This window comes from Syntrophotalea carbinolica DSM 2380, assembly GCF_000012885.1.
GTDB lineage: Bacteria > Desulfobacterota > Desulfuromonadia > Desulfuromonadales > Syntrophotaleaceae > Syntrophotalea > Syntrophotalea carbinolica.
Genome location: NC_007498.2, coordinates 360,646 through 376,465 on the forward strand (window position 1 = coordinate 360,646; position 15,820 = coordinate 376,465).

General features: G+C 49.3%; 11 protein-coding genes. 7 read left to right on the plus strand and 4 right to left on the minus strand.

The genetic code is table 11. The annotated features are described in order from the left end of the window. Position 1 precedes the first annotated feature (1 nt). A complete protein-coding gene (locus PCAR_RS02080) occupies positions 2–1,426 on the plus strand; it encodes an efflux transporter outer membrane subunit (protein WP_011339961.1) in 1,425 nt (474 codons plus the stop codon). A 183-nt stretch (positions 1,427–1,609) separates the two neighbouring features. On the opposite strand, the gene PCAR_RS17585 is transcribed toward PCAR_RS02080, so the two are convergent. Both PCAR_RS17585 and PCAR_RS02090 read right to left on the minus strand, forming a co-directional pair. Further along, positions 1,610–3,622 carry a PocR ligand-binding domain-containing protein gene (locus PCAR_RS17585; protein ID WP_052643296.1) on the minus strand — a complete coding sequence of 671 codons (2,013 nt, stop codon included), beginning with the start codon at positions 3,620–3,622 and terminating at the stop codon, positions 1,610–1,612. Positions 3,623–4,747: 1,125 nt separating this feature from the next. Beyond that, the gene (locus PCAR_RS02090) at positions 4,748–5,131 is read right to left on the minus strand and encodes a molybdenum cofactor biosynthesis protein MoaE (protein ID WP_011339963.1); all 384 of its coding nucleotides are present in this window, start codon (positions 5,129–5,131) and stop codon (positions 4,748–4,750) included. Positions 5,132–5,919: 788 nt separating this feature from the next. Between PCAR_RS02090 and PCAR_RS18885 the strand changes: the two genes are divergently transcribed. The 6 genes from PCAR_RS18885 to PCAR_RS02120 all read left to right on the plus strand — a co-directional run bounded on the left by PCAR_RS18885 (position 5,920) and on the right by PCAR_RS02120 (position 13,546). Beyond that, the gene (locus PCAR_RS18885; protein ID WP_011339964.1) at positions 5,920–6,687 is read left to right on the plus strand and encodes a DUF2726 domain-containing protein; all 768 of its coding nucleotides are present in this window, start codon (positions 5,920–5,922) and stop codon (positions 6,685–6,687) included. 78 nt (positions 6,688–6,765) lie between these two features. Continuing rightward, positions 6,766–7,461, plus strand: a complete 696-nt coding sequence (locus PCAR_RS19110; RefSeq protein WP_011339965.1) for an FKBP-type peptidyl-prolyl cis-trans isomerase — start codon at positions 6,766–6,768, stop codon at positions 7,459–7,461. Between the two features lie 836 nt (positions 7,462–8,297). Beyond that, positions 8,298–8,690: a hypothetical protein gene (locus tag PCAR_RS02105; RefSeq protein WP_011339966.1), complete on the plus strand. Its 393-nt coding sequence runs from the start codon at positions 8,298–8,300 to the stop codon at positions 8,688–8,690. 247 nt (positions 8,691–8,937) lie between these two features. Beyond that, complete coding sequence (locus tag PCAR_RS02110) at positions 8,938–12,000, plus strand: metallophosphoesterase family protein (protein ID WP_011339967.1); 3,063 nt, start codon at positions 8,938–8,940, stop codon at positions 11,998–12,000. Positions 12,001–12,197: 197 nt separating this feature from the next. Further along, positions 12,198–13,166: an HNH endonuclease gene (locus PCAR_RS02115; protein ID WP_011339968.1), complete on the plus strand. Its 969-nt coding sequence runs from the start codon at positions 12,198–12,200 to the stop codon at positions 13,164–13,166. After that, on the plus strand, positions 13,163–13,546 hold the full coding sequence (locus PCAR_RS02120; protein ID WP_011339969.1) for an HIT family protein: 384 nt from the start codon (positions 13,163–13,165) through the stop codon (positions 13,544–13,546). The genes PCAR_RS02115 and PCAR_RS02120 overlap by 4 nt, the downstream gene beginning before the upstream one ends. 328 nt (positions 13,547–13,874) lie before the next feature. Here the strand turns inward: PCAR_RS02120 and PCAR_RS02125 are convergent, their stop codons facing one another. After that, the gene (locus tag PCAR_RS02125) at positions 13,875–15,353 is read right to left on the minus strand and encodes a protein adenylyltransferase SelO (RefSeq protein WP_011339970.1); all 1,479 of its coding nucleotides are present in this window, start codon (positions 15,351–15,353) and stop codon (positions 13,875–13,877) included. Continuing rightward, positions 15,350–15,628, minus strand: coding sequence for a hypothetical protein (locus PCAR_RS02130; protein ID WP_041531218.1), 279 nt, complete (start codon positions 15,626–15,628; stop codon positions 15,350–15,352). The genes PCAR_RS02125 and PCAR_RS02130 overlap by 4 nt, the downstream gene beginning before the upstream one ends. Positions 15,629–15,820: the final 192 nt, after the last annotated feature.

The window sequence follows — 15,820 nt, forward strand, 5'->3', positions numbered from 1 at the left end:
GATGAAATGTAGATTCTGTCGGATAAAACTGCTGGCCGCTATTTTAACCTTTCTTCTGGCCGGTTGCGGGACCCTGGCTCCCCGTTACACGCGGCCCGCATCACCTGTGCCGGTGTCCTGGCCGGAAGGGTCCGCTTATCAGCCTGCAGCCGAGGGGACGGAAACCCGTTCCGCAGCCGAGGTTGGCTGGCGCGAGTTCTTCGCCAATGAAAAACTGCGAAAACTGATGGAGCTGGCTTTGGAGAATAACCGCGACCTGCGTGTGTCCGCGCTCAAAATCGAGAAAGCCCGCGCCCAGTACCGAATCCAGCGAGCCGATCTTTTCCCGACGCTGAGCATCGCCGGTAAGGGGAGCGTGAACCGAACGCCTGCAAGCCTTTCCACCACAGGAAAGCGTGGAACCTTCGAGGAATACAGCGTCGGGCTTGGCATGAGTTCCTATGAGTTTGATTTTTTCGGACGCGTGCGCAGCCTTAAGGATCAGACCCTCGAAGAGTATTTTGCCACCGAAGAGGCCCGTCGTAGCGCCCAGATTACGTTGATCGCCGAAGTCGCAACAGCTTACCAGACTTTGGCCGCGGACAGAGAACGTCTGGACCTGGCCCGTCAGACCTTGAAAAGCCATCAGGCGACCTATGAACTTACTCGTTCCCGGTTTCAGGCCGGGTTGGCTACAAAACTCGAAGTTCGCCAGGCGCAGACCAGTGTCGATTCGACCCTGGTCGATATCGCCCGTTATACAAGCCTTACGGCCGAAGACGAAAATGCTCTGAGGTTTCTTGTCGGCACCGATTTTTCGTCAGCCCTTCTCCCCGCTGCCCTGGATGAAGCCGTTACCGATTTGAAAGACATCCCTGCCGGCGTACCTTCGGAAGTGTTGCAGCGTCGCCCCGATATTCTGGCGGCCGAGCACCGATTAATGGGAGCGAACGCCAATATCGGCGCGGCCCGGGCAGCGTTTTTTCCCCGAATAACCCTGACCGCTTCGGGCGGGTTCGCCAGCGACGCCTTGTCGAGTCTTTTTGAAGGTGCCACCGGAACCTGGGCCTTTGCTCCCCGGATCGAGTTGCCCATCTTTAATGCCGGAAGACTTCGTGCTCAATTGAAGACATCGAAGGTGGATCGGGACATCTATCTGGCTCGTTACGAAGGAGCGATCCAGGGTGCATTCCGGGAGGTTGCCGATGCCCTGGCGCAACGAGGAACCATTGATGATCAATTGCTGGCGCAACGTTCACTGGTGGAGGCCACCGACGAAAGCTATATCCTTTCTGAAGCACGCTTCAGAAAAGGGATCGACAGCTTTCTCAATGTTTTGGATTCCCAGCGCTCTCTTTACGACGCACAGCAGAATTTGATTACCATCCGTCTTGCTCGCCTCGACAATTTTGTGAAGCTTTATCGGGTGCTCGGGGGTGGGGCTTAGCAACTTGTTGAGTCCGATGACCCGACAAAAGGGCCGTATCCGTTTTCAGGAAACCCTGAATTTAAAGATTCATCGGGTGAGATGTCAGAGAGCGCATGAAACGGTCGTAAGTCGCATTTCAGGATATATAAAAATAGGGAGAGTAAGGGGGATATCATGCTTGCCAGGAGAGCAGGATAGACGTCACAGCTCGATGCGGAATTCCAGACCGGCACCGGTATTGCGTGCGGCGATGGAACCCTGCATGCGTTTTTCTATGATGACTTTAGATATATAAAGTCCGATGCCGGTGCCGTTTTCCTTGGTGGTGAAATAGGATTCAAACAGCTGCTCTCGAACCGATTCCGGGACGCCGCCGGCATTGTCCCGGACGGTAATGATCTTCTTGCCCCCGTCCTGGAATACGTGAATGTGAATGCGCGGAGCGGCAACGCACTTGTCGATCAGTGCTTCCTTGGCATTGTTCAGAAGATTGAGCAGCACATGGGAAAATTCGTTGCCGTGACCGGTTACGAGCAGACCGTCGACTGCATCGAAGACAATCTCGATCCCATGTTTTTTCAGGTCCGTTGCGATCAGTTCGAGGATTTTGCTGGCCGATTCCTTAAGATCGAAGGGCATCGGCCCCTGATCGGTGCGGAAAAAATTACTAAAATCGTCGATGGTCGAGGACATGTGCTGGAGAAGGTTTTCGACCTGTGCCACCGCCTGCTGCCGCTGCTCGTCGGACCCTCCGCCGTTGCCTGGATGCCCCAGGCTGTAAACCAGCAGGTTGAGCAGGTGCAGCGGTTGCCGCCACTGGTGGGCAATGTAGCTGATCATTTCGCCCATGGCCGCCATGCGGCTCTGCTGCAGAAGCAGCAGGTCCTTTGCCCGCATGTCTTCAGCGATCCGGACTTGGTCGGTAATGTCCTGTATGGTTCCGACCATGCCTGTCATCCGGCCGTTCTCGCCGAAGACAGGCTCTCTCTGGTCCTGAATCACCAATTCTTCACCGCAGGCCTGTTGCAGGCGGTATTCTGTAGCGCAGGGCTGCCGATTGCGTACCAGTTTTACGATCGCATTGCGCAGCCGTTTGCGATCTTCTTTTCGGATCATCTCAAACAGCATATCTTCGCTGCCGGCAAAGGTCTCGGCCGGGATCCCCAAGATGCGCCAGCATTCCTCCGAGGCCGACTGCAACTGCCCGAAAAGATCCCAGGACCAGTTGCCGACGCGGGCGATACGCTGGGCTTCGACCAGGTTGTGTTCTCTCTCCCGGAGAGCGGCCTGCATGGCCCTGCGCTCGCTGATGTTATGGAAATTCCCGGCGATGAGCGGCCGCCCCTCGTATTCGAGATAGCCGGCCATCACTTCCACAGGAATCAGTGCCCCGGAAGCGACCCGGTGCACGGTCTCGAAACGGGCCGGCTTCCCCTGTTTCAGTTGCTTGTACAGAGCGGACATACGGGCGGCGTCGTAATGAGGATCCCAGTCGGGGACGCGCGTCTGCAAAAGAATATTCTCGTCCCAACCGAAATGGGCGCAGGTCGCGGCATTGACATAATACATGCGATACCCATCGGTTGGATCGAGTACATAAATGGGATCGCGACTGTTTTCCACCAGATAGCGAAAAAAGAAGGCCTCCCTTTCCAGCTTGTCGCGTTGCTCCACTTCCTGATTGAGGCGCAGGTTTTTCAGCCCCATCTCGGCAATCATCTCCACCAGCGAGCGGAGATATTTCATCACGTCCTGGATATGGCTGCGGCTCAGGATCGGTACCCGTTCCAGCGCAGCGAGATATTCTTCCTCGTCGAAACCGAAACGGCCAGCCTGATCGCGGAAAAATTCACGGTCGGGGGGATCGTCATCATAAAAAAACTGGCCGGTGAAAAAGGTCGCAAGATGTCTGCCTTCGATAAAAATCGGCATGGCGACATCCCACAGGCCGTTTTGGCAGCGGTAGTCGACATATCCTGCCGGACAGTTATCAATATGGGCCTTGATATAGGCGTCGCTTTCCCGGCAACGGGCGTTGGTCACAGGATGGCAGCGATGAAAGCGCGCACAAATATCTTGCCAGCCAACCGATGCAAGCATCCGTTCTTCGCTGTCGAGAATGGCGCCGGGTACTCCGGTCAACCGAAACTGGGTCTCCAGCAGCTGTTGCAACTGGCTGACCGATATCATCTGGGAAAAAACAAGTTCAGACATGGTTCTCTTTGTGCCGTTCTGGGCGGCCCGGGCTAGGTAGTGGCCAGCGAATCTCATTCTCAGCACCCGGTTTTACCGGGTAAAGGGGAAGGGTAAAGCTTGCCAGTAAAAAAATCGTTACATTTGGGGGCATATGTCCAAATTTTACCCAAGTATCTTAACCGGTAGACATTCCATTCAGCAACTTACGGCGAAAAGTCATGGCCTGGAATATGTTACGCATATTCCATGCCTACGGTTTGGATAAGAACTTATTTCTGGGAAGCTGTTGCAGGCAATGGCGCAACCGGCTCGACAAGCGGCATCGCCGTTGTGCCGTTACTCCCCTTGTGACGCCGCCGGAACGGAGCGGGCGACGGGCGAAACAGGCGGACGACTGAGCGCAGCGAATCTCGTCCGCCCGCCCGTCGGTTCAGCAGTGAAGAGAACCGCTATAGGTGGGCCAGAAGCGGGGCACCTTTCTCTACTTACTCATTATGGGTGTAAAAAGAAAGTAGTTGTCGCGAGATGGCGCTGCCAAATTGCCTTTTAATGGCTTTACCATTATCCCCTTGCGACGCCGCCGGAACGGAGCGGGCGGCGGGCGAAACAGGTGGACGACTGAGCGCAGCGAATCTTGTCCACCCGTCCGTCGGTTGCGTAGTGCAGGGAACCCGCCGCAGGCGGGCCAGGAGCGGGGCACCTTTCTCTGCTTACTCTCTTTTGGTGTAAAAAGAGAGTAAGGCGCCGGGTGGGGGCGCGACCCCACGGTGTTGCGGTTGAAGGTTCAAAAGCAAAGATTTTAACACCGCTGATCACCGTCGCTGTTGGATTGCAAGCGGCGTTGCCGTTACTCCCCTTGTGACGCCGCCGGAACGGAGCGGACGGCGGGCGAAACAGGCGGACGACTGAGCGCAGCGAATCTTGTCCACCCGTCCGTCGGTTGGGTAGTGCAGGGAACCCGCCGCAGGCGGGCCAGAAGCCGGGGCACCTTTCTCTGCTTACTTCCTTTTGGTGTAAAAAGAGAGTAAGGCGCCGGGTGGGGGCGCGACCCCACGGTGTTGAAGTAGAAGTAGAAGTAAAGAGTGCTAAGAGTTTTGCCTGATAACGGCGATCCCATTATTCTCCTTAGTACCCCGTATTTGCCTACTCCCCACATCTCTCCTTCTTGACGAAAGTCGTCATCTTCTTCAACAGACTGATGCCATACTGACATGCTTCAAAAGCATCAGCACTGTTGGGTGACGACACCGCAATCAGCGAGATGATCTCCCCCGTCTTCAGGCACCCAAGCCGCCGGATCAAAAGCGCATCCTCAATTTGCCAGCGGTTTTTCAATTGCTCGATGATCCCGGCCATCTCGGTTTCCATATCGCCGTTGCGGCAATACTCCACACCCTTGGTTCCGGCCTCATTGTAAGGCGTTTCCTTGACCACCGCATAGTGCAGCAGCACCGAACCGGCAGTGTTCTTGGTGAGTTTTTCGTACATTTCCTCCGGGCGAATGGGCTCCTTGACGACATAAACCATGGGGTCTGGCTCCTTTTTGGAAAAGAATTATATAGCAGAAAGGTAGGATAAACTGTTTTTCGTTGTAACGCTACAGGAATGACGTTGAGGAATAAATGCGACAATCCTTATTTCGCCAGTGGTCTGCGAGGCTGCGCAGACACCGGTGTCGCAGTATTTGGCAAATGGCTTTTGCGTCTGGCTTTGCCGTTACTCCCCCTGTGACGCCGCCGGAGCGGAGCAATTGTCGGGCGAAACAGGCGGACGACTGAGCGCAGCGAATCCCGTTCGCCCGCCCGTCGGTTGCGCAGAGGAGGGAACCCGCCGCAGGCGGGCCAGGAGCGGGGCACCTTTCTCTGCTTACTTTCTTTTGGTGTGAAAAGAGAGTAAGGCGCCGGGCGGGGGCGCCACCCCGCGGTGTTGCAGTTTTCGGTTTAAAAGCAACAATCCTTACTTTGCCGGACCCGGCTGGCAGCCAGCTTACTGGAATTTGCGGGATAGCGGGGCTGCAAATCACCGGTAGTCGAGGTTGGGAAAACTTCTGCCCCCGACACGAGGAGACTAATCACCAGTCAGTAATCACTGGTTTCCCTACAAATGACCAAGGACAAAGGACAAGTGACGATGTTTAAATAATTAGATTTCTTGACGAAAAGGTTGTGCAAATCTAGTTTGAAGATTATTTAAAAATGTTTGTTACACTTTGTCTTTGTTAGGGGATGGAGTGACTGGTCAACGTGTGAGCAAATAGCGATAACGAACCGCTTTGTGCCTGTAAGGTGTGGGCGGTTTTTATCTTTGGGGAAGATATGGACTATCTACTGATTTTATTGATTATATTCGTGAGCCTGGGACTTATCGCTGCACGCTTAAAGCCGCAGCCTGAGAGTTCATCCAACAGAGTGTCCTATGAACCCCGGCGGGCATTATTCAGTGCCGCGGAGCGCTCCTTCCTTGGCGTTCTGGAACAGGCGGTTGCCGGGCATTTCCGTATTATGGGCAAAGTCCGCCTGGGGGATTTGATCCAACCGGCAAAAGGTTTGTCACGCAGTCAGCGCACCGGCGCCTGGAATCGCATTCACCAGAAACATGTCGACTTTGTGCTTTGTCATCCGGATACCCTGGATGTAACTGGCGTGGTAGAGTTGGACGATGTTTCCCATCGGCGTAAGGATCGCAGTGAACGGGACGTGTTTGTTGACAATGCGCTCAGCACGGCAGGTATTCCTATCGTGCATTTTGCTGCGCGCAAGGGGTACTCGGTGCAGGAAATTACGGTAAAGTTGGAGCAGGTCTTTTCTCGGCGTGCGGAGGTTGAAACTGTGAAATCGGCGGGTGTCGTTTCAGAAAATAACCCACCGCTGGAAAGGTCGGTAGCTCCGGATGAGGACATGACTACAGAAGTCTTGTTTGCCGAAATACCGCCTGATCCGGTATCTGGCCAGGTCGTTCCGTTCTGTACGGTATGTAATTCTCCGATGGTCAAACGACAAGCCAAAAAAGGGCCGCATGCCGGCAAATATTTTTGGGCGTGTTCGGCGTTTCCGAAGTGCCGCAACATTCAGATCCTTAGCTAGCTTTACTATGACGAGCCTCCGGTTGTTGCGATTGCATACAAGTTCGGCTCTCTCTTTTTTTCTCTCAAGGAGCTTACGATGAAAAAGTGTTTCTCAGTGATGCTTATGATGCTCATCTCGATCTCGCTCACAGCCTGCAAAAAAGAACTTAAAACCCCCGAAGAAAAACTTGGCTATGTTTTAGGCGCCGACGTGGGCAAATCCTATAAGACATTCAAGGAGAACGAAGTCAATTTTGATGAAGAGGCATTTTTTAAGGGTTTTACCGATGGGATGAATGACAGCGAACTGTTATTGACAGCTGATGAGATAAAAGCTGTGCAAGTGGAAGCCATTACAAAACTCAAAAAGAATTTGGAATTAAAAAAGGCTTCTGAGGCAGAAAAAAACCTCAAAGAAGGGGCACAGTTTCTCGTTGAAAATAGTGAAAAAGAGGGTGTCGTGGTGACCAAATCCGGTCTCCAGTATCAAGTTTTGACAAAAGGCGATGGGCCGGTGCCGGTGGCTACGGATACGGTCAAAGTCCATTATGTCGGTAAATTGCTGGATGGAACTGAATTTGACAGCTCCTACACCCGTGGAAAACCTGCAGAGTTCAGAGTTGGCGGCGTGATTAAAGGCTGGTCCGAGGCATTGCAGATGATGCCTACAGGGAGCAAATGGAAACTGTTCATTCCCAGCGAGCTTGCTTATGGTGCGAGGGGCGCCGGACAGAAGATCGGCCCTAATGCCACGCTTGTTTTTGAAGTTGAACTCCTTGAAATCGTAAAATAAGAAGGCGAATCTGCAGAAACAGACGAGGTGAGAAATGCCGATAAAATAGGCTGTTTCGCTTTGCCTTTATTCCCCTTGTGACGCCGCCGGAACGAAGCAATCGTCGGGCGAAACAGGCGGACGACTGAGCGCAGCGAATCTTGTCCGCCCGCCCGTCGGTTGCGCAGTGAAGGGAACCCGCCGCAGGTGGGCCAGGAGCGGGGTGCCCTTTTTCTGCTTACTCTGTTTGGGCAAGCAAAAAGAGTAAGGCGCCGGGCGGGGGCGCCACCCCGCGGTGTTGCAGTTTTCGGTTTAAAAGTAACAATCCTTATTTCCCCGGTTCCGTCTATAGCCAGCTTACTGGAATTTGCGGGATAGCGGAGCTGCGAATCACCTGTACCGGAGGTTGGGGAAACGTCTGCTCTCGACACGAGGAGACTAATCACTAATCACCAGTCACGAATCACTGGTTTTCCTACAAATGACCAAGGACAAAGGACAAGTGACGATGTTTAAATCAGTGACGATGTTTAAATAATTAGAATTCTTGACGAGAAGGTTACGTGGGGCTAATTTATGATTTGTTTATGAACGTTTGTTACATTTTGTCTTTGTTGTTTGGGGGATGGAATGATGGTCAACGTGTGAGCATATAGTGAGTAAGGACCGCTCTGCGCCTATGAGGCGTGAGCGGTTTTTTTTGTGTTTAAGAGGTGGATTGGAAAATGTAGATGAGACCCCTACCTTACAGAACATGTCTTCCAATACAAAGTTTGGTAATTCAAGATCTGATCTCACCAACGGGGGAGGGGCGGCGCCGCCGGGTATGCATTTATTGAAAACAGAGGAAGGGTATTATGCCAGTCACGTTTCAGGGCATCCGTATTGGACAAAAGTACTCCCGTCCACAACTAGCTGATCTATGGGGATATAGGGGCTATCAAGCGCTTGCCCGCGGTGTGGTGACCCCAAGGGATAGCAATTTTATTATCCTCTTCGTAACCGAATACCAGCAGACATTTCAGGAACAATACGATGATCGACTGACTGGGAAAATTCTTCAGTGGGAAGGTCCAAGGGATCACTTCGCTGAAGATCGAATGGAAAATTCTCACGATAATGGTGATGAGATACATGTCTTCCACCGTGAAAGACATCACTCTGACTTCACGTATATTGGGCGTGTTGTCGTGTTGAAAATTGAGCGAAGAATTGAAAGGCCAAGTACCTTTCAGTTCAGAGTGGAATGACTCACCACCTGATACTCTGTTGAGTTGCATATGTTTTTCACTAAATCCAATTACTACCAGGGACTGTGGCAGTACTCAGGAGGCACCTCGATGCAAAAGGATGCATTATGAATTCATTAAAACGCAGAGTATGTGGCAATGTAAGACTTATCCGCGATGAATTCGTATAGGGTATGAAAACTATTAGGATGTAACTTCTATTTTGTCAGCAAAAGATTTAAATTATTAGGATAGGAAAAAAAGAAAAATGAAAATAGCCATTCTACACCTAAGTGATATTCACCTCAGAGATAAAAAGGAAGATATTTTAAATAAAGCGGAACTTATTGCATCATCCTTTTTTGTTCAAATAAGAGATAGTAGTCTCGTTCTAATTTTAATAACAGGTGATATAGCCTATAGTGGAGAAGGAGATCAATATAATTTAGCATTAAACTTTTTTGAAAAGATTAAATCTATTGTAAAAAGTGAAAAAAATATTAATGTTGATATAATAGTTTCGCCAGGAAACCATGACTGCAAACTAGATAAGGATGACATAGTAAGAGAATCAGTTATAGAAAAAATCAACAAAGACGAGAGCCATGCTGAAAATATCGCAGTTATACAAGAATGTACAAAAGTTCAAAGTAATTTTTTTGAATTTCAAGAAATAATAACAGAATCCACTCCCTTGGAAAAACATAATCTTTTTTGTGAATATAAATACACCATAGGAGATAGAGAAGTAAGAGTGACATCCGTTAATGCTTCCTGGATGTCAAGCATAGCGGAAAAGCAGGGCTCTCTAATCTATCCACAGAAATTTGTTAGTAAGCACCTTGAAGAGGAGTCAAGTCTTAGGATTCTATTGTTGCATCATCCTTTAAATTGGTACTCACAATCTACATATCATCCACTGAAAAATCTATTGAGAGCAAAATCAGATATTATATTATCTGGCCATGAACATTGTGTAAGTTCTGGTTTGATTGATGAGAAATTTGTAGGTAAAAGTTTGTTTTTTGAAGCAGGTGCGTTAAATCCACATGAAAAAGATAAAAATCGTTGGTCTGTAATAAGTATAGATCTTGGTAAGCAAGAAGTTGTAGAAGAAAGATATGCAATTGATGGGTTCACCAAGTTGGAGCTAGAGAATAAATCTGAGATGAAGTTAGATTTAAGTGGAAAAGAATTTCAACATTTAGATTTGACAGAGGAGTTTAAAACAACGTTAAAAGATCCTGGAGCACTCTTTTCAAGGCCAGATAAGGAGAAAGTTAATTTAGAGAGTATTTTTGTGTTCCCTGAACTGGAAGAACGAATAAGGGCTTCTAGGAAAGCAAGGATATTTAATGCAGAAACTGTATTTGGAGATCTAGATAATTATAAGAGAGTGTTGTTTCTAGGAGAAGAGAAGGCCGGAAAGACGGTGTTGATTTTAAGAGGATTCAGTTACCTGCATTCCCAAGGTTATGCCCCCTTATATCTAAGAGCTAAAGATTTATCTAGCGTATCTGAGAAATCACTTCGTAAGGATATTCTGCTAGCTGCAAAAAGTCAATATTGCAACCCAGAAGAATATGAAAGGATTTCAAAAAGGAAAAAGGTTGCAATGCTGGACGATTTGGACTTTCTCAAGGGAGGTGGGAAGGCTCAATATAGTTTGATCTCTTATTTAGAAAATAATTTTGACTCAGTAATACTTACTGCCGAGAAAGATTTTGAAATAAATGAGTTGATCGATTCAAATATAAAATCCATTTTGGAGAAATACAGTATTTTTGAGATTAGACCTTTCGGTCATAAGTTAAGATATGAGTTGATTAGGAAGTGGTGCATTTCATCTGGAGTTAATACCAAAAAAGACCTAGATCAAAAGCTACACGATATTGAGCGTGTATTAAATTCAGTAATTGGTAAAAATCTGGTTCCTCGTAAACCAATATACTTATTGATATTACTTCAAAGTTGTAACGGGTCACCTGATGCAGAGCTTAAAAATAGTAGCTTTGCATACTATTATCAATATTTATTTACGAAAAATTTAAGTGAAACAGGTGTTAAGCCAGAGCAATTACATGAGTTGTTCTTTTACTTAACAAATTTGTCTTGGTTTTTTCATTGTGAGAAATCCTCTTATTTGACAGAAGAAAAACTAATCGAATTTAATAGGCAGTTTTCTGATGAATTCACTACCGTTGATTTCAAGTATAGAATTGAATTGCTATGTGATGCATTTATTCTAAAAAAACACGGAAATTTGTACAAGTTTTCATATCCATATGTCTATTATTACTTTGTAGGTAAGTATCTATCTGAAAATATTGATCAATTAAAAGTACGAGAATTTGTTGAAGAATGTATTGCAAATCTCCATATAAGAAAAAATGCCAATTTTGTTTTATTTTTAACACACCATCAAAATAGTCCATTGGTCATTGATCTTGTAGAAAAGTCTCTTGTCGAAAACCTTAAAGATGCTATTCCAATTGAATATGGTAAAGATATTGATTCAATAAATAATCTGGTTGATTCAGTATCTGAATTAATAATGGAAGACACCGATGTTGATCAGAACCAAAAGAAATCAAGAGGGTTGGTTGATGAAATTGAATTACATGATGAAGAAAATGATGAGGAAGATATAGATGGTGGGAAAGAAAGTGAGGCGGATGACGTCGATGATGTTGTTGAAATTGTTAATAGATATAAAAGACTTACAAAAACTGCAGAAATTCTAGGTCAGATTCTTAAGAATTACTATGGGTCAATTAAGCGTGATAGGAAAATAGAGTTAATAAAGGAAGTTTTTGATGGGCCTTTGAGGATGCAGGGATCTTTGTATAAAGATATGCTTAATGATCCCGGTCCTCTAGTTAAAGAGATAGAGTCTTTTATTGATTTTAAGGGGAAGAATCTTGATAAAGATAAAAAGAGAATTATCGCAAAAAAAATATGTTTTCGTATTCTTGGGCTAGTTAGTACAAGCCTAATACATCAAACAGCCATATATGTTTGCTCAGATGATTTGAAAGAAGAGATAGGGCAAGCTGTAAAGAGCAGTAAAACAATTGCATATAGATTGTTAGAGGCGGCTGTTGATCTTTCAACTCCTGGATTTGTCAATGCGGAAAAATTATCAAACTTGTCCAAAACATTGTCTAATAATCCATTCGCTTTTACAATGTTGCAGACGCTTGTGCTATATCATTTACATATGTTTCATACAGACTTTCGAGTGAGACAAAAACTCTGTCAATCATTAAAAATAGAGATGTCAACATCTCGTCATATCGATGTAAATAGCAAAGATAGAAAAATTTTGTAATAAGGAATGGGAGTAGGTCTTGGGTCACTTTACTCATTAGGATGAAGTGGTCCGCGGCAGGTGCCCCATTTCCGAACCTGTTTTTGACCTTCGCTATTATTCGCGAATTTCAGATGCCAGAGAATGACATCTCTGGCAGATTTCGAGGTTGTTCCTGCTTTGCCATGTACCGTCATCCAATCAGTGCAGAGGCTAATTTGCCCATTACCGAAAAATACCAGAAATCCTTCACCCACCTCAACCGCGCACCGGGCCGCGTTTGGACACCGGCAACGAAAAAGAAAGCTCCGCACAAACCCTTGCTGCTTCTGGCTCTCCTCGACCTTTTCGCCCAAGGTCATATCCAAACCAATTTCATCGAACTTACTCCTGATCTCAGCGATCTTTTCACCCTTTACTGGTCTCGCATCGTTCTTCCGGGTCAGAAAAGCTCTGTTGCGTTTCCTTTCTTCTTTCTGAGAAGCGAAGGTTTTTGGCATCTGGTGCCGGTACCGGAAAAAGAGCAGGTGCTGGCGTCGACAAAGTCCATCAGCACTGTCGGCCAACTGCGTGACATCGCTCTGGGAGCGAGGCTGGACGATGAACTGTTTGCTCTTTTGCAGAACGAGAACAACCGTGAAATGCTGCGCGCAGCGCTCATCACCGCCCACTTCAGTGAAGATGTTCATCCGGCTCTGATCGAGCAGGGAGCGGTGAACGCCGAAGCTTTCGACTATAGTTTGCGCTTGTACGAGAAGGCGCATGGAAAGATCGGAGATAAAGAAGAGAAATACAAACCGGCGGTGCGCGATCAGGGTTTCCGTCGGGCCATTGTCAATGCCTATGGCCATCGCTGTGCCCTGTGTGGCATCCGCATGCTTACCCCGGATGGGCATACCGTGGTCGATGCTGCTCATATCGTGCCCTGGAGCGAGAGCCATAACGATGACATTTCCAATGGTATGGCGCTTTGTCGCCTGTGTCATTGGACCTTCGATGAGGGCATGCTTGGGGTGCGCAATGACTACACCGTGATCACCTCGCCTTTGCTGGTTCGAAACACGAATGTGCCGGGTTTTCTGCTTAACCTTGCCGACCGGCCGATCATCGGACCGCCGGAACGTGATCTGTGGCCGGCTCTGGAATCCTTGGTCCATCACCGTAAAAGGTTTCGACTCAGATCATGACCACCAAAGTGTGCCCATTCTGCAACCCGAATATTAGATCCCGCATCGTGGCCGAACACGGCAGCGTGTTTGCCGTGTCCGACATCTATCCAGTAACCGATGGCCATCTGCTCATCCTGCCCAAACGTCATATCTCCGACTGGTTCTCTCTGACGGAAGAGGAACGGCAAGATGCCGAAAAGCTGATCCTTTGTATGCGAGAAAAGCTCCTCATCGATGATCCGACCATTACCGGCTTCAATATCGGCGTGAACTGCGGCGCCAGCGCCGGCCAGACGATTTTCCATGTTCACATTCACCTCATTCCCCGGCGGGACGGTGATGTCGATGATCCGCGTGGCGGGGTGCGGGGCGTGATTCCGCATAAACAAAAATACTGATCTTGCGATGTCTTTCATCTCGGGAGAGATGATGCAAAAGAAAACCGCTTTTTGTCTGGTCCTGTTATCGAATTTTGTCCTTTGGAGCCCTGGGCATGTTCTTGCCGAACGGGGTATGATCGATCCGTTACCATGTGGCAATTGAGCCACACCCAGAATTTAGACAGATCAATCTTGGAAAAATTCGATGAAGTCAGGCCGCTCGTCATAGGCAGGTAAAACTGGGACCGGTCAAGTCTTGACCGGGTGCGATGGGGGCAGCAAATCTATTCTGACAAAAAAATACGGCCCTTCCCAAACGGGAAGGGCCGTTTGCTATTAAGCTGCATCAGGTTCCACAGAAGGTTTGATAGGGTTTCTCTGATGGCGGCGGCGGTTGGCGGTACTCGGCATGTTCGGGCTGATCATCGTAGGGCCGGGACAAGACCTCGAGCAGCTTTTCCAGCACGGTGAAATCGTGTCGCTCTTGCGCGGCGGCCAGGGCTTCTTCGACCCTATGGTTACGCGGGATAAAAGCCGGGTTGTGTGCACGCATGAGCGCGCGGGAGGCTTCCACGGGTTCCTCCTGCCGGGTCAGGCGGGTCTGCCAGCGCTGGTGCCATGCGGTGAAGCTTGGTTCGCGGAAGAATGGTGTGTCGGGCAGGGTTTCCAGCGCCAGGTCTCGCAGGGTGTTGGTGTAGTCCGCTTGATTCTGCTGCATGCATGTCAACAGATCCTGCATCAAAGACATGTCGGCGTCTTCTTTGGTGAAGAGGCCGAGCTTGGCCCGCATGCCGTCCATCCTCAAGCGCTGGAATATATCGGGAAACGTAGCCAGGCTCCGGTTGGCCAATTCAACGGCTTTTTCCCCTTCGTCGTGCAGTACCGGCAGCAGGGTTTCGGCGAAACGGGTCACGTTCCACTGGGCCATGGCAGGCTGCCTGGCGAAGGCATAGCGACCATCCTGGTCGATGGAGCTGAATACGGTGTCGGGGTCGTAACTGTCCATGAACGCGCAAGGGCCGTAATCGATGCTTTCACCACACAGGGCCATATTGTCGGTGTTCATCACGCCATGGATAAAGCCGACATGCAGCCAACGGACGACGAGTTCCACCTGTTTTTCCAGTACCGTCTGCAAGAGAGCCAAAAAAGGGTTGTCGGCTTGCAGCAACTCCGGGAAGTGGCGGTGGATGGTATACTCGGCCAGAGTACGAATACCGTCCCGGTTCCCCTGCGCCGCGAGGTATTCGAAGGTGCCGACGCGGATGTGGCTGGCCGCCACCCGTGTGAGGATCGCGCCGGGTAGCGGGGTTTCACGGTATACCGGTTCGCCGGTGGTGACCACCGCAAGGCTGCGGGTGGTCGAGATGCCAAGGGCATGCATCGCTTCGCTGATGATGTATTCCCGCAGCATCGGTCCCAGCACCGCTCGTCCGTCGCCGCTGCGGGAAAATGGCGTCCGGCCGGAGCCTTTGAGCTGGATGTCGAAGCGTTGCCCCGTGGGCGTGATGTGCTCGCCCAGCAAGTGGGCGCGGCCATCGCCGAGCATGGTGAAATATCCGAACTGATGCCCTGCATAAGCCTGGCAGATCGGTTGCGCACCCTCGGGGATGCGGTTACCCGAGAAGATAGCGACGCCCTCGTCTCCCGCCAGGGTGTTGGTGGCCAAACCCAGGGCGTCGGACAGCGAGCTGTTGAAGATCGCCATCTGTGGCGCACGCACCGGGGTGGGGTCGAGACGGGTGTACAGATAATCCGGCAGGCGGGCATAGCTGTTATCAAAATTCCAGCCCGGGCCGGTGGTTGTATTATCGGTGGCTTTCATAGGCCTCCAGACAATTGTGAAGACTTCTCGACCTCTTTTCGAATAGATTGCAGAAGTATCATCCCATCGCCAAGATCGTGCTTCATATCCTTGGCTGCGGCAGCATGTTTTTTGATATACGGGTGATCGGCGCCATGGATTTCCAGAACCAGATCTTTAACAGCATCGCAAAACAGGGCAATGTCCTGGGTTGCATCTTTGCCCGGGTTCTCCCAAGCCATGTTACCGTGCTCAATGAGCAAATCGATCTTTTGAAGCAACTCCCTACCGTTCATAATCGCCTCCGTAACCGTTACAGAAAATTTCGGCGAAAACCATCGTTATTATTTCGGTCATGCTTCCAGACTATACCCGCAGCACCCCGGAAGGCAAATATCCTCGTTGAGGACTCAACCATTACCGGTTTCCATATCGGGGTGAACTGCGGGGAGGGATTCCGCATAAGCAGAAATACTGATCCTGCATGT